The organism is Mucilaginibacter mallensis (genome assembly GCF_900105165.1).
Taxonomy (GTDB): domain Bacteria; phylum Bacteroidota; class Bacteroidia; order Sphingobacteriales; family Sphingobacteriaceae; genus Mucilaginibacter; species Mucilaginibacter mallensis.
In genome coordinates this window covers 4,221,740-4,243,493 of record NZ_LT629740.1, presented here as the reverse complement: position 1 = coordinate 4,243,493, position 21,754 = coordinate 4,221,740, and the positions used below count along the sequence as shown (strand labels likewise).

Annotated in this window: 17 protein-coding genes; 11 read left to right on the top strand and 6 right to left on the bottom strand. The window is 38.7% G+C overall.

Annotated elements, in window-relative coordinates; genetic code table 11:
- Positions 1-52 precede the first annotated feature (52 nt).
- The 4 genes from BLU33_RS17005 to BLU33_RS16990 all read left to right on the top strand — a co-directional run bounded on the left by BLU33_RS17005 (position 53) and on the right by BLU33_RS16990 (position 4,239).
- On the top strand, positions 53-1,105 hold the full coding sequence (locus tag BLU33_RS17005; protein WP_091375668.1) for a hypothetical protein: 1,053 nt from the start codon (positions 53-55) through the stop codon (positions 1,103-1,105).
- Positions 1,105-1,884 carry a glycosyltransferase family protein gene (locus BLU33_RS17000; RefSeq protein ID WP_091375663.1) on the top strand — a complete coding sequence of 260 codons (780 nt, stop codon included), beginning with the start codon at positions 1,105-1,107 and terminating at the stop codon, positions 1,882-1,884. The genes BLU33_RS17005 and BLU33_RS17000 overlap by 1 nt, the downstream gene beginning before the upstream one ends.
- A 40-nt stretch (positions 1,885-1,924) precedes the next feature.
- On the top strand, positions 1,925-3,193 hold the full coding sequence (locus BLU33_RS16995) for a glycosyltransferase (RefSeq protein ID WP_091375661.1): 1,269 nt from the start codon (positions 1,925-1,927) through the stop codon (positions 3,191-3,193).
- A gap of 236 nt (positions 3,194-3,429) precedes the next feature.
- A complete protein-coding gene (locus BLU33_RS16990; protein WP_091375658.1) occupies positions 3,430-4,239 on the top strand; it encodes a glycosyltransferase family 92 protein in 810 nt (269 codons plus the stop codon).
- Positions 4,240-4,691: 452 nt separating this feature from the next.
- Here the strand turns inward: BLU33_RS16990 and BLU33_RS25710 are convergent, their stop codons facing one another.
- The gene (locus BLU33_RS25710) at positions 4,692-4,775 is read right to left on the bottom strand and encodes a hypothetical protein (protein ID WP_394331799.1); all 84 of its coding nucleotides are present in this window, start codon (positions 4,773-4,775) and stop codon (positions 4,692-4,694) included.
- Positions 4,776-4,957: 182 nt separating this feature from the next.
- Between BLU33_RS25710 and BLU33_RS16980 the strand changes: the two genes are divergently transcribed.
- A complete protein-coding gene (locus BLU33_RS16980; protein ID WP_091375656.1) occupies positions 4,958-5,242 on the top strand; it encodes a nucleotidyltransferase domain-containing protein in 285 nt (94 codons plus the stop codon).
- A 104-nt stretch (positions 5,243-5,346) separates the two neighbouring features.
- Here the strand turns inward: BLU33_RS16980 and istB are convergent, their stop codons facing one another.
- Both istB and istA read right to left on the bottom strand, forming a co-directional pair.
- Positions 5,347-6,093: an IS21-like element helper ATPase IstB gene (gene istB / locus BLU33_RS16975; protein WP_091369152.1), complete on the bottom strand. Its 747-nt coding sequence runs from the start codon at positions 6,091-6,093 to the stop codon at positions 5,347-5,349.
- A gap of 20 nt (positions 6,094-6,113) precedes the next feature.
- Positions 6,114-7,646: an IS21 family transposase gene (gene istA, locus BLU33_RS16970; protein ID WP_232009318.1), complete on the bottom strand. Its 1,533-nt coding sequence runs from the start codon at positions 7,644-7,646 to the stop codon at positions 6,114-6,116.
- Positions 7,647-8,180: 534 nt separating this feature from the next.
- Here istA and BLU33_RS16965 point away from each other — a divergent pair.
- A complete protein-coding gene (locus tag BLU33_RS16965; protein ID WP_091375653.1) occupies positions 8,181-8,939 on the top strand; it encodes a metallophosphoesterase in 759 nt (252 codons plus the stop codon).
- A 156-nt stretch (positions 8,940-9,095) separates the two neighbouring features.
- On the opposite strand, the gene BLU33_RS16960 is transcribed toward BLU33_RS16965, so the two are convergent.
- Together BLU33_RS16960 and BLU33_RS16955 are read right to left on the bottom strand one after the other, a co-directional pair.
- Positions 9,096-10,448, bottom strand: a complete 1,353-nt coding sequence (locus tag BLU33_RS16960; RefSeq protein ID WP_091375651.1) for an ATP-binding protein — start codon at positions 10,446-10,448, stop codon at positions 9,096-9,098.
- A 91-nt stretch (positions 10,449-10,539) separates the two neighbouring features.
- Positions 10,540-11,781, bottom strand: coding sequence for a tyrosine-type recombinase/integrase (locus tag BLU33_RS16955; protein ID WP_091375648.1), 1,242 nt, complete (start codon positions 11,779-11,781; stop codon positions 10,540-10,542).
- 568 nt (positions 11,782-12,349) lie between these two features.
- Between BLU33_RS16955 and BLU33_RS25590 the strand changes: the two genes are divergently transcribed.
- The 5 genes from BLU33_RS25590 to BLU33_RS16935 all read left to right on the top strand — a co-directional run bounded on the left by BLU33_RS25590 (position 12,350) and on the right by BLU33_RS16935 (position 19,479).
- Positions 12,350-12,475 (top strand): hypothetical protein, encoded by a 126-nt coding sequence (locus BLU33_RS25590; RefSeq protein ID WP_262493817.1) that lies wholly within the window; start codon positions 12,350-12,352, stop codon positions 12,473-12,475.
- Positions 12,475-12,681, top strand: a complete 207-nt coding sequence (locus BLU33_RS25415) for a hypothetical protein (RefSeq protein ID WP_197684516.1) — start codon at positions 12,475-12,477, stop codon at positions 12,679-12,681. The genes BLU33_RS25590 and BLU33_RS25415 overlap by 1 nt, the downstream gene beginning before the upstream one ends.
- A 340-nt stretch (positions 12,682-13,021) precedes the next feature.
- Complete coding sequence (treF, locus tag BLU33_RS16945) at positions 13,022-14,599, top strand: alpha,alpha-trehalase TreF (protein WP_172829260.1); 1,578 nt, start codon at positions 13,022-13,024, stop codon at positions 14,597-14,599.
- 57 nt (positions 14,600-14,656) lie between these two features.
- Positions 14,657-16,282, top strand: coding sequence for a DUF6377 domain-containing protein (locus BLU33_RS16940; protein ID WP_157682198.1), 1,626 nt, complete (start codon positions 14,657-14,659; stop codon positions 16,280-16,282).
- Positions 16,283-16,809: 527 nt separating this feature from the next.
- Complete coding sequence (locus BLU33_RS16935; RefSeq protein WP_091375638.1) at positions 16,810-19,479, top strand: TonB-dependent receptor; 2,670 nt, start codon at positions 16,810-16,812, stop codon at positions 19,477-19,479.
- A 186-nt stretch (positions 19,480-19,665) separates the two neighbouring features.
- Here the strand turns inward: BLU33_RS16935 and BLU33_RS16930 are convergent, their stop codons facing one another.
- Positions 19,666-21,660, bottom strand: a complete 1,995-nt coding sequence (locus tag BLU33_RS16930; protein WP_091375635.1) for a sialate O-acetylesterase — start codon at positions 21,658-21,660, stop codon at positions 19,666-19,668.
- Positions 21,661-21,754 lie beyond the last annotated feature (94 nt).

Sequence of the window (21,754 nt, the reverse complement as noted above, 5' to 3'; positions counted from 1 at the left end):
GGTATAACTGTATTTCACCAAATTCCTACTGATTATTTATTATTAACTATTTATGATGCCAAAATTTGCTTATCAAAACAAACCTCTACTAGATAAGATTACCAATGCATTTCTGGTCAATTCGTGTTATGTTGAAAACAATAGTTTAAATGGTGGAAAGATGGGAATTGCCGTTTATTTCTTTATGCTTTCGCGGTACTCACCAAAACAAGAATATGCGGATTTTGCTTTCGCTTTATTGGAAATATTACTGGCTGAAGAAGCGGGTAAGGAAATATCACCAGCACTGGACTATTTTGATGGAATTACAGGAATAGGAATTTGGATTATTAAACTTATTGAACAAGATTTTTTCGAAGCGGATAGGGATGAGATATTAACGTTTATAGACAATCGCATTTTCGATTATATTGGAATAATAAATAAGTCCAAAGAAATTTCTATTTTGGATTCAATATCCATATGCTTTTATCTCCAGGCAAGATTAAAGGACAAGACAACTGCTGATCAAGAGTGGGATATGCTGGTAATAACGGAGCATCTTATAATAGCTATTGAGGAAATAAAACTTAAGATTAGTGGCATGCATTCAATTAATTATGGAATTGTTTCGGCATACTTGAAAATATTGCTTCGCAATTATGAAGCGCAAATTTATGAAGGGTATTCACTTGAAAAAATAAATGAGGTTATCGATTTAAACTTATTTGAACAAATATCACACGAAAAGGATATGTCTGTTGAGAAACTTCTATTTCTATCTACCGTTTTTGACATAGCAAAAATCAAATGTGACAATAATTTAAAAAATAAAATTTTTCGTGTTTTAAATAACTTAGAATTAAAAGGTGTTCAACTGTCTAGCCTGGCTTTTCGAGAGAGTCAAATATTTAGATATATAAATAAAAAGTTTCTTAGACAGTCGAAGCAGGATATTTACAAATATTATGAAAATGAGCTGAAAGGCACCCAATATGAATTTTTTAATAAAGTTCATCAAGCAAATTATTCTTTTAGTGATTTAACCAATGCCGGGATAGCGATTTTTGGGGGAAACATTCAATCTAGTTTTATGGACGAACACATTTATTTAATGGCTGTATAATGGGGAACGCTAAATGTGACTTGATGGATTTTTCATTTCTATTGCTTGTACGCATTGACTCGAGAGAAAGACAAGAAAATTTAGCAGCAGTTATAACCTATTTGCTTACAAATTTTAACACCCAAATTCATTTAATTGAATGTGACTCGATATCCAGAATAAATTTTCAGATACCCTCTGAAATATCATATGATTTCATAAAAGATGATAACAAGATCTTACATACCACGAGATATAGAAATCACCTAATAAAAAATTGTAAAACAACTAATTTTTTTATTTATGATGTTGATGTTGTTATTTCAAAAGAACAGATCAAAGAAGCTGCAACATTAATTCGAGAAAATAAGAATTCGCTGGTCTATCCCTATGATGGAAAGTTCTTTAATGTGTCGGGCATATTCAGGAATTTATTCATTAAAACATATGCTATTCAAATATTGGAGTCGAATGTTGAATGTTTAACCTTACTTTTTCCTAACTCGATTGGTGCTGTATTTGGCGCAAGCAAATCATTTTATATAATTTGTGGCTTAGAAAATGAACACCTGTACGGCTGGGGGCCGGATGATAAGGAAAGATTTCAACGGGTTGCCAAACTCGAATATCAAATATTTAGAACAAAAGGTTTATTATTTCATCTAGATCATCCCAGAGGAATCAACTCTCATTTTCCTCCCGGTGTAGTTGCAAATAAAAATTACCAGGAGTACCTTAGAATAGTCACCTCTTCCCGGGATCAATTAATCAATTACATAAATACTTGGAATTGGCTGTAATCCGGCTGGTACTTGTAGGTAATTAAAAATTTATATTGCTATGAAAGTTTACTTTATTGAAACTACAGATAAAACTCAACGTTATGGAATAGGTAGTTATGTAAATAACTTAATACCTGAGTTTAAGGATAAGGATATTGATTTTAATTATGTTCATATTAATTCGAGGCTCTATAATAGCGTGGTTCGAACAAAAAAGGCTTCTATTAGCCATATTCATATCCCGGTTCCAATTAATGGTAATTCAGATATTGGAAGTGAGTTTCATATTCCTTTACTGTTCGCAAGGGGAATTTATACAATCATCAGTCGCCATACTGGAAAGTCGGAAAAATTCGTTTTACATCTCAATTCTGTAATGCAGACAAATATTGGCGTTGTGGCTAAAGATTACAGCGCTGCCCTTGTAGTTTATACGATGCATATCCTGTTATGGAGATTTTTTTACAAAAACGACTATGAGCGATTTATTCTTGAATGGAACAACCGGCAAGACAACAAAGAAAGTCATAAAATTGATTCTTTATTAGAAGAAAAAAAGCTATGTGAAATTGCCGATAAAGTTATTTGCCTCACGGATGACGCTTATAAATTTGTCATTGAAATCTACCAAATACCCCCCAGTAGGGTAATCATTATTAATAATGGCCTTAACGCAAATATACTACCGCAAGTCTCCTCTCTTAAAAAGAAAAAAATGAGGAGAAAACTAGGTTTTAATCACAAAGATAAAATACTTTTATATGTTGGAAGGCTAAATCAAGGTAAAGGTTTAGAATTTTTAATTGATGCGTTTCATGATGTATTAAAAGTCCATCAGAATACTAAGTTGATTATAGTTGGCAATGGTAATTTTGATATGTTTTTAAGTCGTTGCAGTGATATATGGTCGAGGGTTTTATTTACCGGCTACCTCGATAAAAGTGAATTGTCGAATATTTATAACATCGCGGATATCGGGGTTCTTCCTTCTTTAAATGAGCAAAATAGTTTTGTTGCTTTAGAAATGATGGCCCATAGACTGCCTATTATTGCCAGTGATATTGAGGGCTTTAAAAACATCCTACATGATAAAACGTCATGTTTAAAAATAAAGATGGTTAAAGGTAAAGATTCCAGCGGGTTGGATATATATGCATTAACGAAGTCTATAACCACTCTAATTAATGATGAATCTATTGGTGCAAGACTTTCTAACAATGCCTATAATACTATTATAGAAGAATTTAATAGCAAAACCATGAGTGACAAATTATTAATGATCTACCGTGAATTGTTATTGTGTGTGATCGAAGTTAAACCTAAATAATCACCAGAATTTAAAAATTGAATTGAACCTCAGGAGAGAATAAATTACCCCCGTAAAAAAACCTTTTACAGGAGGGAATCGATTAACATCTAAGCAAATTTCATTAGTAATGAACATTCATCCGTACTAAATTATAAGTAAGTAATATATAAATGTGATTACTAATGTATTGACTGATGGGTATTTATATCCTGGCTTTATAATGCAAAAGTGAAAAGTTAATTAACTAATTAGAAGTGACTATTAGCATTCATACCATTTTCATTCTCCGTGAAAATATTTTATTCCTAGAGGAATGGATTGATTACCATGCTGCACTGGGTATTCGAAAATTCACCTTATATGATAATTCCAAATCACAAGGCTATGACGGAAGTTCACCTGGAATAAATAAGTATAAATATGATTTTAAGCAATTAACAAATTTTATTTCCGATGCCGAATTGGATTTATTATTAGGTAAAATACTTTCCAAATATGGTAACATGATCACCTATATTAAATGGGAGCCCACTGATGGAAACGGAAATATAATATTTGGTCAAAAGGAATGCATTATTCATTACATTGAAAATTTTGGGCAAAGATCAGAATGGACTGCATTTATCGATATAGATGAATTTATTTACTGTAAAGGATCACTGATGCAATGGATTAAAAAATTTGACGCCCGAAACGTTGGAGATATTTTACTGCTCCAGAAAAAGTTTGATGATCGCTTCAATAATTTGGATAAATCTGTCACACATATTGTGAAATGTATAGACAACATTGACACCTCACTTTGGGGACCAAAGCATATTATTAAAAATAATAATTTTGATGTATTAGAAACAGGTGCTTGGAACATTCATAGCCTACCGGCGAAAGGTGGTTTCTGCGTAATAGCTAAATTATCAGACTTAAGATTTAACCATTACAATGTCAATGACTGGCAACTTAATTGGATGAAAAATTTTTATAAAACGCATTTAGATTTCAGTCTTAATGCAGAATGTTTCAAACTATCAATAAAGGCTAAAAGATTGAAAATATATCAGATATAAGGACAAATGCTTTATTGAGATTTCACATAGCAGAATTCTCCTTTTTGTGCATTCTCATTCACTAGTAAAGCAAAGATAGCCCCGGATAAAAAGGCTACACAAGCGGGCAATTGTGTTTTGTTTTTTAGTGGCTTGCCCGTATTCTAAGACTTTGTCAAGTGTTATTTTTCATCCTATCTATACACAAAATTCTCATTTTGACAGGAACCGTCAAGGGTGTATGAATAGCGCAGCCGCACAAGCCCGCCCTTCGCTTGACAGAACCCGTCCAAAATAAGGTGAGTTGTTTAAGAGTTAAGATGATAAGCCCTAAGCTGCATATTTCATCAGACCCACATAAACGGTTCCTCGGTTAACCACTGCAAATATTCGGGCAATAAGCTTATTTCGTATAATATTTAGGGTACTCATTTTATTTTTGCCTTCACTTACTCTTCTTTTGTAATAGACCCTTAATTCTGGATTATATGTACCATGTGGATCAATCTTTTCATTTGACGGTTCGATGAGATGCTGACTCGGGTTTTCCCCTTTATATTGGTGCCGGATTGATGCTCAAAAGGTGCAGTTCCTACTGTTGAATTTATTGCTAAGCTTGCTAAGCTTTTTTATTGAAGAAATAAAAAGCTATAATCATAGACAATGAAGTGTATACAAAAAGTCCCTGCAATGACGACGCTGGGACTTTTTTGTATATTTGGACTTATACATTTTCCGAATGAAAACTTCTATTGCTCATCTTCCCGAAACTAAGCAAGAACAAATTTACAAGATAATAGAAGTAATCAGGAATATCGTTTTGCCAGAGAAGATAATTTTGTATGGAAGTTATGCAAAAGGAACCTATCAGGAGGATACCCATACAAAAGATGGGATTTTATATGAATATATAAGCGACTTTGATATTCTCCTTATACTAAAGGACAAAGAATTGCCAGAATACGAAATACAAGATAGAATAGTTAACATCATCAATTATAAGTGTATATTATGGAGATGTTGACCACCCTGTTTCGGGCCAAATTGACCCAGGGGTTAGCTGACTTTTGGGTTGCAGCAAATGCTATAAAAGCATGTACAAAAATAGTTATTTAAAAGGTAATTTCATTAATGGCTGTTTTCTGGTTCAACATTACGTTTTCTTCTCATAGATTCTCCCTTTAACTCGATGCGGTGTGCATCATGAACGATCCGGTCAAGGATCGCATCAGCAACCGTTTTTTCACCGATCACTTCAAACCATTTGCTCACTGGCAACTGCGAAGTGATGATCAGCGAGGTCTTACCGTGCCTGTCCTCAATGATCTCCATTAGCGCAGCCCTGCTTTGTGCATCAAAAGGCTGGATACCAAAGTCGTCGAGTATGAGCAATTGCTGTCTTTCGATCTTAGCCAGCTCTTTCATGTAGGAGCCGTCCGCCTTGGCCATCTTCAGTTTAGCGAACAGTTTGGGTGTACTGGTGTACAATACCCGGTAGCCCAATACACAGGCCTGGTAGCCCACAGCAGAAGCAATATAGCTTTTACCGATACCGGTACTGCCGGTGATCAGCAGGTTCTCGAAGCGGTCAACAAACGTACAATCTGCCAGGCGCATGATCTGGTTGCGGTCGATACTTCGGTCGGCATGATAATGAACATCTTCAATTGAAGCTTTATAGCGGAACCGGGCATATAGGATCGTGCGTTCGATACGCCTGTTCTGCCGGTCGTCCCATTCTGCATCTACCAGGTGGGCCAGTAGTTCATCTGCCGTGTAATCGTTTGTTTTACCGGTTTCCATACTGCTTTTAAAGGCATGGAACATGCCGAAGAACTTCATCTTCCGCAGTTTGTCTAAGGTGCTTGTGTTCATGTTATTGTTGTTTTAAATGGTTATTTGTAATAGTCTTTTCCCCGGATATTACCATGATCAGGCATGGGTAGCTCATCGGCAAATATGCTTTCCTCATAGTTGTCCATCTTGTTTTCCAATATGGTTTGTATCGTTTTATAGCTATAAAGGCCATAACTGAGCCCTCGCTGACAGGCCATTATTAACCGGTCATTCCCTGCTTTTTTTGCAAAGCCAAGTACCCCCAGGCAGGATTTGTAAGCCTGTTCGGGGTGTTGTTTACGCTCCAGTATCTGAAGGATATATAGCCTGACATCCTCATGAATGGAGGCCGCCCAATTGAGGAACATATCTGGTGTCCAGTCACTTTTAAAGCGGTGAGCGCTGGCCATGTGTTCTTTGTCAGTAGTATAACCATAGGGGTTCTTTTCGCGCGGGTGCAAAGCGATACGCTCATAATTGGAGTAGATCTCTACAATAGTGCGGGAGTATAATAGCTTAACCCGCTTGCCGATGAAGCGATAAGGCACACTGTAATAGTGTTTATCAGGGCCGAGATTGACATGGCCATTCTTGATCACCCTGGCATAAAAGTGTTTTTTGAACTGGTAACGCAGGACAGGTAGCGGTGCCAGGGCCCCACGCTCGATCTCTTCAAACTGTAGTATCCTGCTATAATTGCGACCCTTAAGCAACTGGCTGTTATGGACTTCCAGGGCCTGCCAGATCGCTGTATTGAGTTCTGTTAAAGAATGGTAGACATGCTTGTTTAAAGGGGCGTATACCTTGGTATAAATGATCTTAACGGCACCTTCTACTAATGCCTTGTCACGCGGGCGGTACGCCCGCGCTGGTAGAATGGTAGTCCCATAATGGTCGGCGAAGTCTTCAAATGTTTCGTTAAGGGTTGGTTCATAGCGGCTGCTTTTGGTTACAGCCGCCTTCAGGTTATCCGGTACAATGGCGGCAGGAACGCCGCCGATAAAGTGCAGGGTATTCTCGCAGGCTGCGATAAAGTCTTCCTTTTGCTGGCTCATAACAGCCTCTACATAGGTGAGCTGACTGGCCCCAAGGATTGCTACAAAGACTTCTACTTCAATGACTTCACCGGTTTCCTTGTCCGTATAGCTCATCTTTTCACCCGCAAAATCAACGTATAGCTTGTCTCCGGCCTTGTGATCCATGTGCATGGTCGGGTTGACCCTGGTCTTCCATTGGTTGTAATACGTGCAAAACTGGGTGTACTTATAGCCGTCAGGAAACTCTTTGATATAGGCTTCCCACAGGAGTTGCCGGTTCATACCGGTCTTTTTGAGCTCTTTATCGACGTGCGGAAAGCAGCGCAGCATGGATTGCATACGGCTGCTTGGCTGGTTGTTTTCCCTGGTCTTGCCGAAAATATCTTCCAGTTCCTTATCATTCAGGCTATTAACTTCTTCAAAGGTAAAGCCGCTCTTCTTAAGGACGGCCAGGTACTTTCTTACGGTATTCCGGGATGAATCAATCTGGGCAGCTATAAATCGCGTGCTGCGACCCTGGCTGTTCATCCTTAAAATCTTTCTAATCTTACTCATGCTGATTGTCAAATTGGCCATCTTAGAACGGGTCTTTTGCCCTCAAAAGATGGTTGCTTCTACAGCATTTGCTACGAGTTTTGGTGGGTCAGTTTGCCCCGAAATACCATGGTCAGTTTGCCCCGAAACAGTGGGTCAGCTTGCGCCGAAATGGTGTGGTCTCATTCATCATAATCTCCACAACAAAATAAAAGGGGTTAATTGAGGCAAAATATTGAAAAAATTGCTTCGGAGTCAGGTCACGAAACAATACAGAAGATAAGGTTTTGGCCGTATCACAGCCGATCTTTTCTGTAAGGCCCAAAAACAAACTTTATTAAGTTTGCTATCTTGCGGGCAGCAAATTATATTGCAAATATAAAAAAATCAATAAATAAAGCCCGGTTAGAATTATTGTAATGGTAATTTCTATGTCAATTTATTTTAATATCATTCCAATTTATAAACGATACAAATAAGCGAATTTAAAAAGTTACGTCAAATAATTGGCCTGTATAATGGTTTTAAAGTCTCTTTTTCTATTTTTGAAACGTCATGATTTTACAGTACTGCTCCGATCTTCATTTAGAGTTTCCCCAAAATGAAGCCTATATAAAAGCTAACCCCATTAAGCCTATAGGCGACATTTTGATATTGGCTGGCGATGTTACTTTGTTTACTAGGATAGACAGGCAAAAAGACTTTTTTAATTATATCAGTGATCATTTTAAGGAAACGTATTGGATACCTGGAAACCACGAATATTATCAAAGCGATATTTCAAATAGATCGGGTTCATTTGAAGAAAAAATCAGAAATAATGTATATCTGGTAAATAACGCAGTTAAAAATTTTGGCACAAATCAGCTGATATTCTCTACGTTGTGGTCTTCCATCAGCCTGTTAAATGGTTGGCGGATAGAACGTGGCTTGAATGATTTTTATCAAATTAGTTATAATAGGAAACGCTTTCAAATTCCCGATTATAATGACTTTCACGAAAAATGTCTTACGTTTCTGCGCGATGCTTTAGAAGCAGATACAAGGGGCAAAAAAGTAGTGGTCACACATCATCTCCCTACTTTTAAACATTATCCGCCTGAATATAAAAGCGACTATTTAAACGAAGCTTTTGCAACCGTGCTAGATGATTTGATTTTGGATACCACGCCGGATTATTGGATTTATGGACATCACCACCGGAATATTCCTGAATTTAAAATAGGTCACACAAAAATGTTGACTAATCAACTTGGATATGTTCAACAGAGTGAAAATCTATTTTTTAATAGTGATAAATGTATCGAACTTTAAATCATGGATTTGGAAGCTCGTGAGGATTGGGACGGTAGCGAAGCATGATCTGATAGCAATGGTATCAGGTGCTAAAAAACTAAATCGGACTTTTTTAGTCATGGTTACTTTGTAACTATACTCGCTGGCGATGTGGCAATTGCCCCTATATTGCCCCTATAAGGTTTCTTTTGCCCCTTTATTGCCCCAATACAACGTGTAATATGTACCCTTTCCTGTGGTTCCCATCTTTAACAGTAATTTCTTTTCAGTCAGTATTTTGAGATCATTCGATGCGGTGCGCTTAGACACCCCAAAGAGTTCCTGATATTGAGAATTGTAAATGATCCCTTTAGCTTTCACTGTTAGCAATACTTTCCTAAACCGCTCATCCAGCCCTAACCCCATTAAATATTCTTCCGTATAAATATCTTTGAAGAATGTCACTACCACACCGCCCCAGGCTTCCTCAAATGCCGGTTCGGGCAAACCAGCTGTCTTGCATGCTGATAAGATAGTTTCGATGCCCCGACCCCAGGATTCTATATAGCCTGCACGGAAAAATACTTCTGCAATATGCTTGTTACGCGGATGGGAGGCATGTTTTTTGGTTAGCTTTTCCAAAGGAATGTCGGCTGGTAGTTTGCCGGGGTTCCATAGCATTAATTTATCGTCATATACACTCAACTGTATCGTGGTTCCGGTATAGTCTTTATGAACAATCGCATTCAGGATGGCTTCTCTTAGTGCCGCTTCAGGATATTCCAATTTTTCAATACGTTGGATGCCTTCATAAGTAATCGGCGAAACCAGGTACCGTTCCTTGAGAAGGCGTATTACCCGGTCAACCATCTCGAAAATATTCCCTTCAACTGTATCCTGGAATTTTAGATCAGCATCAGAAACGCCAAATCTTCCGATCTTAAAATAACTGTGAACAAAGTAACGCATGGGCTTTTTACCAAATAATAAAATAGCGGCGGCTGTTAGTTTTCCATCAGGTGCAACCAGCTCTAAATTCTCCAATAAGCTGACCAGATCATCTTGAACGGCACCGGGATAAATACGACCACTTTTGATCGCTGCTTTTAGAAAAGCTGCTACCGCAGTTTCCTCTATTTCGTTGAGAGAGGCATGATCCATACCCATATCATCCCATGTCCTCCCCATTTTTTGGAGTAAAAAATCATGTAGAGCCGTACCTTTTAATTCCTGTTTAGTACTGCCGCTTCTATAATGGTAAGTTCCGTGATAAGAAATAGGTATACTACTAACAGGCACGGTGATTTCCAGGTAACGCTTACCCGCCTTTTCTTGCAAGTTCACATCTACTACCAGCCCTAAATGGTTAACCGCCTTATTGGGGATATCTTCCATTAACTTGGCATAATCATCAATACCAGTAACATTACCATGATCGTCGATACCTATAAATAGCTGACCACCTTGCGCATTAGCAAAACCGCAAATCCATTTCAGATATTCATCCCGCCAGGATTGTTTATATTCTATATTATGTTTTTCAGGCATTTATTTATCGATTGCTTTACAGGTTCTGGCAATGCTACAAGAATATGTAATTATCCTTAAATTCTAATACGCGAGTTAATCGCACTCATCTTTATCCAAAGTCCATCAATTTATCCGCTATCCCCTGTTTTACATCATCTTCAAACCCGGCCCAATAATTTTGAGTAGTGGAAAGACTATGGTGTCCCAAACTTTCCTGAATCAGTTCCATCTTAGCGCCGCTGCGGATTGCTGACGTTGTAAAAGTATGTCGGGCATAGTAGGTAGAAATATTAGTATCAAGTTCTAAATCTTTCGCCAACTTCTGTAAATGTTGGTTTACAAACCGGATAAAATTTTGGTTGGCACGCATTTTTTCCGTCTCATTCATAGATTTGTTTAGGATTGGGAATACGTAGTTATCGGGCACAATAGGTTTAGTACCATATCGTTCGATCATTGCACGGATTGGCTCAGTAAGCGGTACAATGATCGGTTTAGGTTTATCTTTTGTGGTATAAAGTGTTTTATGGCGCAAAAACGAAAAAGACTTTTTATGGATGTCTTTATATTTTAGCTCCGCAATATCGCGGAAGTTCATGCCATTACATTGATAGCTGAAAAACCAAAAATCTCTTGCTTTTTCCTTGTAGCTGCTCGGTTGCAGTTCTGCGGTGTACAATTTTTTTAGTTCGGATTTATCAAGGGCTTTTTTTATGTTCTGACCAGTAGGTATTTTGTATTTCTTAAAGGGGTATAGATCGGCCACAATACTCCCTTCCTCAATGGCCTGGTTAAATATAGCACGAAGTGGACGCAGATAAATGCCAACTGTGGTTTTTGACTTTCCCTCGACCACCATCCATTTTTCATAACGGTTCAAAAAATCTACAGTGACGGACGCAAAAGATAGGCTCGTAGCCGGTTGCTTGACTTTACCTGCAAAGGCTAATAGTGACTTGATGCTTAGCGCATAGTTAGATGCGGTGCCTGCACGCTCGTTTTTGGTCAACTCTGTAATATAATTCCGGTAATGTGGCACCACGTCCATTGAACTCAATGGCGCACCAAACATTTCCCTTTCAAATTTAGCCAATACAAATACACCGTCCATCTTTGAAATAATCGTGTTGGCTTTAACAACGATGCCATCCAACGCAATTTTAAGGTCCTTGTACGCTTTCTTCGGCTTAGTCGCTAAATACGATTCATCAAATTGCTCCGCTAGGAGGTAACGGCCCGTATGGTAATGCCTAATATCAGTCCTCGACATATACAACCTTAGCTTTACCGGTGCTTTTTCTCCTTTTTCTATCTTCCGCTCGTCCAGGTATAAATTTACTTTAACAGCCATATTTCGTGATTTTTAGAAAATGCTATTTTTTTCTCACACAAATTTTTAAGAATATGCTAAATTACGCAGTAAACGCAATAAATGCAAGTTTTTTTCTCACACATTTCTCACACAATTGAGCAAAAAATGGCAAAAAATCGATAAAATTAATAAACATAAAACTATGTAAATTACTTAAAATCAATAATATATAAAAATAACAAAACATCGATAAATGGTGTCCTTTGACTGTTAATCAGAGGGTCGCTGGTTCGAGCCCAGCCTCAGGAGCATAAAGCCTAGCACGTCTGCTAGGCTTTTTTTGTTTAAAAGTGGTATTTTCTGCTGTAAAAATGTGGTTTTTGTAACAGATCTCTCTAGAGTACCCGCAGGCCATATCAGTATTGCATATTGCCCTTATGAACTATGAATACAACAAAGCATTGTTGTTAAAGTAATGATAATGCGAAAAAAAAACCGGGCATAAATCGCTTTTTATAAACAGGATAAAAGATTAAATAGGCCTTATTTACAACTCTAAATAACCAAGAGCTACCCACTTGCAACCAAGCAGCAGTTAGCTAAGAAAATGGGCCACATTTACGCGCGTATCATAAATGCCAACGTAAAACGCATAACTGTTACCATACGCGAACTGGGCGAAGGTGGTGTTTGGCGCTGCGCGAAAATGAGCCAAGCCAGGCAGCCATACTGATGTGCGATATAAGGGTGGGGAGGCCTGTTGAAGTAAGGGTAGAGCTTTCAAAAGCATTAATTGAGGTTTGTAATGAAATGCTTGGATTAGAAGTTAATATGCTAAATATTGAGTTCACCCAACATACCGGTGATGAAATGTATCATCAATCAATGGCTGGTTTTAGTGATGATTGGTCGCCAGAAGAAAATAATGGTATTAACTAACTGCACTTAAGAACCGTAACCCTGTCAACCATAACGCAGGCAGTTTTTTGCATACCTTGCTATGGTATATTATTAAATTCCTTATTTATTGGGTTATATTTCTCTATCCCAAAAACTTTGGGGTGATGTGCTGACTTCCGGCTCCTGTTAATAATATTTATATAATTTGAATTTCCTATATTTTCAAATAATTCATTTACAAGTACTTGTATTTTTTTTCCTTCGATTTCTCCTATATTTTTTTTATACAGGTATTATCAACACCAGATAACAGTTTAACAGTTATTTTGATGCTGATATATTTGGTCTTTACCAATTTAAACCAGTTGGTACCTTTATTATGAAAAGAGTTCTGTTAGTCGCATGGCTGGTAGTCATTTTTAATTCAGTTTTTTCGCAAACACTTACGCCCCGGCAACTATTCCCCGGGTTATTTGAAGCTGTGCAACTATCAGGCATTTTTCCTGATAACAAGACCTTTGTTGATGCTACTCCAATGCGCGATCCTGCAGCTATAATGAAGGACTATACTTCAATGAGTACCACAACCGGTTTTAATCTTAAGCAATTTGTTATCGCTAATTTTACAATTCCGGGTACTCATAACAATGTCTTTAAAAGTAATGTAGCAGCTGGGATACGCGATCATATAGATACATTATGGACCGTATTGTACCGTAAACCGGATTCTATTACCCAATATTCCTCTTTATTGCAATTACCGGCAGGCTATGTGGTGCCGGGGGGGCGTTTTCGCGAAATGTATTATTGGGACTCTTATTTCACCATGCTTGGTTTGCAGGAAAGTCATAAAACAGAGATACTGCAAAATATGGTAACCGATTTTGCTTACCTGATAGACAAATATGGTTTTATCCCTAATGGGATGCGCACTTACTATTTAACCCGTTCACAGCCACCATATTTCTCGATGATGATCGATCTGCTGGCTAATGACAAGGGCAGTAAGGTGCTTGTTAAATATCAATCTGAGCTTTTAAAAGAATATGCTTTCTGGATGAAGGGCAACAAGAATTTAACTATTGGGCAGGCAAGCGATAATGTAGTGCTTATGCCTAACGGCGAGGTACTTAACAGGTATTGGGATGGATCAGACAAACCACGCGAGGAATCATATAAACAGGATGTTGATGCTGCAAAGCTCACCCAACAAATGCCGGAAGAATTTTATCGTAATGTTCGGGCAGCGGCTGAATCAGGCTGGGATTTTAGTTCGAGATGGTTCAGCAATCCAAATGATTTGGGAACCATACAAACTACCGATATTATCCCTGTTGATCTGAACTGTTTGATCTATCACCTTGAACTTTCAATTGCGAGATCGTACCGGTTACAAGGCGATCTGCATAATTACAATAGCTACCTAAATAAAGCAAACTCCCGTAAAAAGGCCATACTTAAATATTGCTGGAGCGAAAAAGAGGGCTGGTTTATGGACTATAACTGGAAATTGAACCGGATATCACCTGTTAAAACGCTTGCCGGTGTTTTCCCGCTTGAATTTAATATTGCTGATAAAAAGCAGGCCAATAAGCTTTCTTTAGGTTTAAAATTGAATTTTCTTAAACCCGGAGGGTTGGTTACTACACTTGGCAAAACAGGGCAGCAATGGGATAGCCCAAATGCCTGGGCACCGTTGCAGTATATTGCTATAAATGGTTTAAGTAAGTATCATCACACTGTTTTGGCGCAATCAATAGCCGAACGGTGGATCAGTACCAATACTCGTGTGTTTGAGCAAACAGGAAAATTGATGGAAAAATATAACGTTATAGATATCAGAGCAAAAGCGGGCGGCGGCGAATACACGCTTCAGGATGGTTTTGGATGGACCAACGGAGTGTTGCTCAATTTAATGGATCATTATCCACCCTCGCTTCATATAAAAATTGAATAATAGGTTTTAAGTTAATATTTATTAGCATAGCTTAGATGTGTAATATAAACCTGATTTATGAAGAGACTTGCTATAACTTTTTTGATGCTGACTTTCGGCTTCCCGGTACTTGCATCAACAAAAAGTGATAGTTTACTTACCACGCTTAAAAACGAGCTAACCAAACAAAAAATATACGAAGGCCAAAAAAAGGAGCGGATAGAAAAATTAAAATCCCAGCTTAGCGCCACGCCTAAAAGCGATCTGAACGATCAATACACCATCTGTAGCAAACTGTTTGAGGAATATAAATCATTTCAGTTCGATTCGGCCTATATTTATACCCAAAAGCTGCTGAATATAAGCCAGCTAACAAAAAACACGACCAGGCAAAACGAAACACGGATAAAACTGGCGTTCATCCTGGTATCATCGGGAATGTTTAAGGAAAGTTTTGATTGCCTGAGCCATATAAATACCCATTTATTGGCCGATAGTTCAAGGTTTGAATATTACTCTTTGCAGGCAAGGGCATACTCGGATCTGGCCGACTACAATAACGATAATAAATATTATGCGCCGGATGATAATGCCACATCCATAAAGTATATAGATTCGGCTATAGCCTTATGTAAACCTAATTCGTTCGAGATGCTGATGCACAAGGGCGACAGGCAGATAAGAACGGGCCAGATGCAGGTGCCATCGCCATATTACCTCACATTATTGAACCATTATAACCTTACTGATCATCAAAGGGCAAGGGTTGCTACTGTATTGAGCTTCTTTTATACAGGCCCCGCACATGCAGAGGATAGGATAAATCTGCTGGCACTGGGTGCAATAAACGATATCCGGTCCTCAACCAAAGAAACTTTAGCCATTTTTAAACTGAGCGAAGAACTATACCATCAGGGCGATGTAAAAGATGCCTACCTGTTTATGCAACAGGCCATGAACGATGCTCAATATTACGGCGCAAGGCTTCGGCAAATAAAGATAGGAGCGGTTTTGCCAATTGTTGCTGCACAGGAGATAATCGTTGCCCAAAATCAAAAGAACAGGTTCCTCGTTTATTTATTGTCAATAGCTGTCGTGGCTATTTTGATCACACTTATAACATTCATCATTTTTAACCGCCTCAAAATATTAAGGGCCAGGGAAAAAATAATTGAAGAAACTAATGTTCAACTGGCAAAAACAAATATTAAACTGATTGAGGACGCGCATATTAAAGAAGAGTATATCGGTTACTTTTTTAACGTAATATCCGGTTATATCCTAAAACTTGAGAAGATAAAAAGGAACGTTGAGCGAAAGGTATCGACCAAAAATTACGACGACCTGCTCCTAACAACTAATGATATCAACATAAAAAAAGAACGGGAAACATTGTTTAACACTTTTGATCGTGTTTTTTTAAAGATCTTCCCCAATTTTATTCCTGCCTTTAATGCTTTGCTAAAAAAAGAAGACCAGATATGGCCCAAGGACAATGAAGTATTAAATACCGATCTCCGCATATTTGCCTTGATGCGATTAGGTATTGACGATAATGAAACCGTGGCTAATATTCTTGAATATTCGGTAAACACCATTTATGTTTACAAAATGCGTATAAAGGCAAAAGCAATTATCCCGGGCGATCACTTCGATCTTTCAATTATGGCTATTGAGGCTGTGGATATCACTAACAAGGCATAAATCTTACGCGCGTTTTGCACATACAGCGCATATCCTATGCCAATTCCATGCTAACATTTATAACGTACATTCTATACTGTTGTTGATACGATATTACGCATAAATAATGGCCGAAAAACGTTAAATTATATTTATACTTTTTTGACATTGGTGTTTTTTTAGTACCTGACTAACAGTTAGTTAAATTTTAAAAATCCTGTTTTTTCTTAAATTTTAAGCGAACAAATAGGTTATGCTATTTCGTTTATATTCCTTTGATCTGTATTCAGATATCAGGATATACAAGGCTCCTTAACCACTGTTAATTCTGAAACCTGCAATAGGCTAATTAAACCAATTTTTAACTTTTATAACATAATCCAAAACAAGGCGCTATTGCCCTATTTGTCATAACTGATGAATTAGCATTTAGGTTTACTTGTTTCGATTATAACCAATTATTTATGCTGCTGAACCATTTATTACTTCAATAATACATCCCCAAATCATGAATTATTAACCATTATGAACAACTAACTATTACAATTATGAAGAGAAGTTTATTATTTATTTTATGCCTATGCTTACTGATAAATGCTACCCAAGCAGCAAGCAGCAAACCTTCCGTACACCAGCAAGCTAACGGAAATATAACAGGCACCGTGGTAGACAAAGCAGGCCAACCTATCCTGGGAGCAACTATTACCATAAAAGGTGATAAAACAGCAATCGCCAGTAGTGATAAAACAGGAAAATTCACCTTGACCGTTGCAATAGGAAAAACATTAGTTATCACTGCCGTAAGTTACAAACCGGTTGAGGTTGTCGTTGCAGATAATACGGCACTGAATGTTGTATTGGTTGATGACCTGATGGAGTTGAACACTGTAGTTGTTACAGGTAGTACCAACCCAGTAAGAAAATTGGAAGCGAGCGTTGCGCTTACAAGCTTTGGAAGCAAGGCAATAGAGCAGCTTGCGCCTACAAGCACAGCCGATCTGTTAAAGCATGTACCGGGATTTTTGGTAGAAGCATCGGGCGGTGAGGTTGGGAACAACCTTTTTGCAAGGGGTATACCGGCAGCAGGTGGTTACCAGTTTGTAACTATAGAGGAAGATGGAATGCCGGTTTTCGAAGATGGTGAACTACAATTTGGCAATGCCGATAACTGGATAAGGGTGGATGAAACAACAGCACGCCTTGAAGCAGTAAGAGGTGGGTCGGGTTCTATCTTCGCCAATAATGCACCCGGCGGTTTAATTAACTTCATATCAAAAACAGGCACTGACGATTTTGCCGGGACTTTTAAACTGAGCACAGGCACTGATGGCCTTTTTAGAACTGATTTAAACCTTAGCGGCCCGCTGATCAAAGATAAGTTATTTTACGATATAGGCGGTTTCTACCGGGTAGAAAACGGTGTTCGTGATCCGGGTTACAAAGGGAACGACGGGGGCCAGGTTAAAATGAATTTAAAGTATGTGTTGGATAGTACAGGCTATGTTAAAGTGAGTTATAAGCACTTGGATGACAAGGACCTGTTCCTGCTGCCAATTCCATTAACCGGTAGCACTGATCCCAAGGGCGTTAATGGTTTCAATCCAAATACATCAACATTTGCTTCATCAAATTACAGCCAGATCAGCGTGCCACAATTAGGCGGCGGATATTTTACCAGGAACCTTGAAGATGGTATACACCCAATAGTTAACGCCTACGGTATGGAGTTCAACAAAAATTTGGGCAGTGGATTTTCCATAGATAATAATATGAAATATACCAACATTAACATGCAATATACCGCCATTTTTCCTGGAGATACGCCGCAAACGGGCGCAGCTTTTGCAGCCAGTAATTCCATAGCCGATCCGCTGTATACCAATGTCAATACAGGGGCAGTAGTTAATCCTGCCTATGTAGCTAATGTTGGCTTTTGGGCAATAAACAAGCAAATGGAAAATTTTGCGAATAACATGAGTTTTAGCTACAAAAACAAATGGTTAACAGTATCAGCAGGTTATTACTATTCAAGTTTCACGTCGAACCAATATTGGAACTGGAGTAATATTTTGGTTAGTGTAGAGCAACACCCTCAATTATTGAACCTGGTTAATAATGCGGTTCCGGCAGGTTCGCCAAATTCTTCAGTTACGTATAATGGTATAACAGATATGTCGTTCCTTACCAGGCAATCTCAATTCTCAGGCACTTTAAATGACTTTTTTGGCGATGCCCAAATAAAAGCTAACCCGGATTTGACTTTCGACTTGGGCCTACGCTATAGTTCAGACCGATATAATGGTTACAATGCTACCGAAAGCGCCGCACACAGCCTTGATAACAATACATCATTCGGCTATGATTTTACCCAAACAACTGCTGATAACTCCAGCACAACTGTAGGTGGCCCGTACTATTACTGGAAATATAAAGTGAGCCGTTTATCAACTAGCCTAGCGGCTAACTATAAAATCAGTGAAGATATGTCGATGTATGCAAGGTATAGTAATGGTTTCCGTTCGCCCGATGAGGCCACTTATTATTCTAATGCAACGGATTTATCGGCTATAAAATCAACCGGTGTTATACAATACGAACTTGGTTACAAATATGAAAGCAATAACTTCGCGCTATTCGCCAACGGTTTTTACATGACTATGGATAACATTCCTTTTAACGATGTATTGGCCGACGGAACATCAACCAACCAATTTGCAGGTGCTAAAAATATAGGCGTTGAAATTGAAGGTGAATATCATGCCGGACCTTTTAACTTAACACTTAATGCCACTATCCAAAACCCGACACTTACCAATTTCTCAGGAACAACCTCGGCACCTACCGCAACAAACCCTAATGCTACAGCGCCATTTGATTATAATGGAAACTCGGTAGAAAGGATACCTAAGTTTTATGGCACCATCCGCCCGGGTTATAATATTACCAAAAACTTATTGATGTATGTTGAACTGGATCATTTCGGTCAAAAATATGCAGACAATGCCAACCTTGACATCCTGCCTAAATTTGATGTGTTGAATGCAGGTCTGGCTTTAAAAGTAAAACAAATGCGTTTTGCACTGGATCTGTCTAACATAACCAATACGGTTGGTTTAACTGAAGGCAACCCCAGAATAACTACAGCTTCTGGTCCAATTTACTATGCACGCCCTATTGAAGGCAGATTTGGTAAGTTATCAGCCGCTTTCAATTTCTAAAAGATAACAAATAAACGAAACATTATAGAATGACTGGAGGTCCATCTCCAGCCATTTTTTGGTTATGTATGCTAAATATAGCAGGAGATAGTGCTGGAATGTGATTATCTTAATTCTGTTATAAAGGATTGATCACCGCGGCCATTATTATTATTCTGTTGCTTTTAAGTTGGCGGAGTGTTTTATCTACCTGACATTGTCCCAATTGTCTGTACGGAACGGTGATGCTGGTAGATTTGCCCCATTGTATAAATTGCACAACGGATTATTTGCCCATGCATATCTCACAGCAACAGGATTAGCAACATCGCTACTGTTCACAATTACTTTGTCACCAGCTATAATAGCTCGTGCAGGATAGAATTTTTTATCAGCCCCCGCTACGGTAAATCCTTTCAGACTGTCGCCTTTGGCAAGCAAGCCATTATCGATATGGGTGAATTTTAGTTCAATTTTATCGCGGGAAATTATTTGTGATTTATAAATTGGCCCTGAATAAGGGATGTTTTCACCGTAAGTTTTTGCGCGTGCTATTAATGCCAGGCGACGGCCGGTCTCCTGTTTATTTTGAGGATGTATACGGTTGGCATCGCCAACATCAATAGTCACTGCCATGCCCGTATTAGGTACGGTAAGCGCGCTTAGCTGGGCATCGCGCAGGGCGGGCCAATTAGCAGCAGGTGGCTGGTCGGTGGCAGCATAATTGGCTATTTGCACAAAATAAAACGGAAAATTGCCTTCGTTCCATTTTTGCCGCCAATCATTAATTAATAGCGGGAAAAGCTGCCGGTATTGCATGGCCTTATCGGCATTACTTTCACCCTGGTACCATATTACGCCTTTTATAGTATAAGATAATATGGGATTTATCATGGCATTATAAATAAGCGCAGGCCGGTTAGGGCTGTTTGATTGTGCCGGCGGTTGTGGCAACAGTGTAAGTACATTAGCTTTATGATAAAGCCATTGGCCTGCCAAATCAATCTGGCCCGTAGTATCAGTAGCTAACGACAATTGCAGCGGGCCTTTGTTAATACCACCAAGGCCGCCATTGTCAAAAACGCGTATGGCTATGGTATTTTCGCCGGCTTTTACCAGGTTGCCGGGTATGGTATAGCTGCGTTTATAAATAAATAGTTCGGTATGTCCGATTTCCGCCCCGTTAAAGTAAGAAACATCGTAATCATCAATACCGCCCATGTTTAGTTTTAAATCCCTGCCGGCCCATGCTGCAGGAATGGTAACCTTTTTCCTGAACCACATTGTACCATCATAATCGGGAACGCCTGCCAGCTCCCAGTAGGTGGGTAAAGCCATTTTTTGCCATGCCGAATCATCAAAACCGGGTTCGGCCCATAGCAATTTACCTTGCTGAAAGCCAGGATCTTTTACATTTATTGTATCAATCCACTTTCTTACTTCCGCCCGGTATCGCGCATCAAGTTTTTCCTGTGTCAGGCCGCTTTCGGCAGCTTTTACGAACGGAGCGAAGGCTGGCATTGTTTTTAAAGCGCTCCCGCTGGTCCAGGCTTCGGCAACTGTGCCGCCCCAGGTGCTATTAATAATACCTATGGGTATATGCTTATCTATAAATAAATTCTTCGCAAAAAAATAAGCAACAGCCGAAAAATCACGCACGGTTATTGGGGTGCATATTGCCCAGCCGCCTTTGGTTTGCACACTATCAAGTGGTGCAAAGCTGGTTTTGTTATCAATTTTCAGCATACGTATTTCGGGATAATTAGCTGCATCAGCCAACTCATACTTTAGGTTCAGCACATCGCCATAAAAACCGGTTAACTGCATTTCCATGTTCGATTGCCCCGAACATACCCAAACCTCGCCAATCAAAATATTTTTCAGGGTAGTTATTTTGCCGTCATTAAATGTAATAGTATAAGGGCCGCCGTAAACAGGGGTGCTTACTCTTATTTTCCAGTTACCCTGTGCATCCCCTGTAACTTTATAGGTTTTGTTATTCCATGAGGTAATTATGGTAAAGTTTTTACCCGGGGTTTCAGTTCCCCAAAGGTTTACTTTTGTTTGCTGTTGTAAAACCATGTTATCGGTAAAACAAGCAGGTAGTACAACCTGGCCATAGCTTATATTGATAAAAAAAAGAAATAAGCCGGGAAGTAAAATTCTATTGATAAGTGTCTGATAAAACGGTTTAGTTACCATGCCATAATGATTTGTGTTCGTTTAGTGCTAACGGTGAGATACTATATTAAAAGTACAAGTTTATAGTTATGCGGCAGCAGTGGCCGCAGGGCTG

Excerpts from the sequence above, each read along its gene's own strand:
- BLU33_RS17005 (WP_091375668.1), top strand. The coding sequence starts at position 53 with ATGATGCCAAAATTTGCTTATCAAAACAAACCTCTACTAGATAAGATT.
- BLU33_RS17000 (WP_091375663.1), top strand. The coding sequence starts at position 1,105 with ATGGGGAACGCTAAATGTGACTTGATGGATTTTTCATTTCTATTGCTT.
- BLU33_RS16995 (WP_091375661.1), top strand. The coding sequence starts at position 1,925 with ATGAAAGTTTACTTTATTGAAACTACAGATAAAACTCAACGTTATGGA.
- BLU33_RS16980 (WP_091375656.1), top strand. The coding sequence starts at position 4,958 with ATGAAAACTTCTATTGCTCATCTTCCCGAAACTAAGCAAGAACAAATT.
- istB (WP_091369152.1), bottom strand. The coding sequence starts at position 6,093 with ATGAACACAAGCACCTTAGACAAACTGCGGAAGATGAAGTTCTTCGGC.
- istA (WP_232009318.1), bottom strand. The coding sequence starts at position 7,646 with ATGAGTAAGATTAGAAAGATTTTAAGGATGAACAGCCAGGGTCGCAGC.
- BLU33_RS16965 (WP_091375653.1), top strand. The coding sequence starts at position 8,181 with ATGATTTTACAGTACTGCTCCGATCTTCATTTAGAGTTTCCCCAAAAT.
- BLU33_RS16960 (WP_091375651.1), bottom strand. The coding sequence starts at position 10,448 with ATGCCTGAAAAACATAATATAGAATATAAACAATCCTGGCGGGATGAA.
- BLU33_RS16955 (WP_091375648.1), bottom strand. The coding sequence starts at position 11,781 with ATGGCTGTTAAAGTAAATTTATACCTGGACGAGCGGAAGATAGAAAAA.
- BLU33_RS25590 (WP_262493817.1), top strand. The coding sequence starts at position 12,350 with ATGGGCCACATTTACGCGCGTATCATAAATGCCAACGTAAAACGCATA.
- BLU33_RS25415 (WP_197684516.1), top strand. The coding sequence starts at position 12,475 with ATGTGCGATATAAGGGTGGGGAGGCCTGTTGAAGTAAGGGTAGAGCTT.
- treF (WP_172829260.1), top strand. The coding sequence starts at position 13,022 with ATGAAAAGAGTTCTGTTAGTCGCATGGCTGGTAGTCATTTTTAATTCA.
- BLU33_RS16940 (WP_157682198.1), top strand. The coding sequence starts at position 14,657 with ATGAAGAGACTTGCTATAACTTTTTTGATGCTGACTTTCGGCTTCCCG.
- BLU33_RS16935 (WP_091375638.1), top strand. The coding sequence starts at position 16,810 with ATGAAGAGAAGTTTATTATTTATTTTATGCCTATGCTTACTGATAAAT.
- BLU33_RS16930 (WP_091375635.1), bottom strand. The coding sequence starts at position 21,660 with ATGGTAACTAAACCGTTTTATCAGACACTTATCAATAGAATTTTACTT.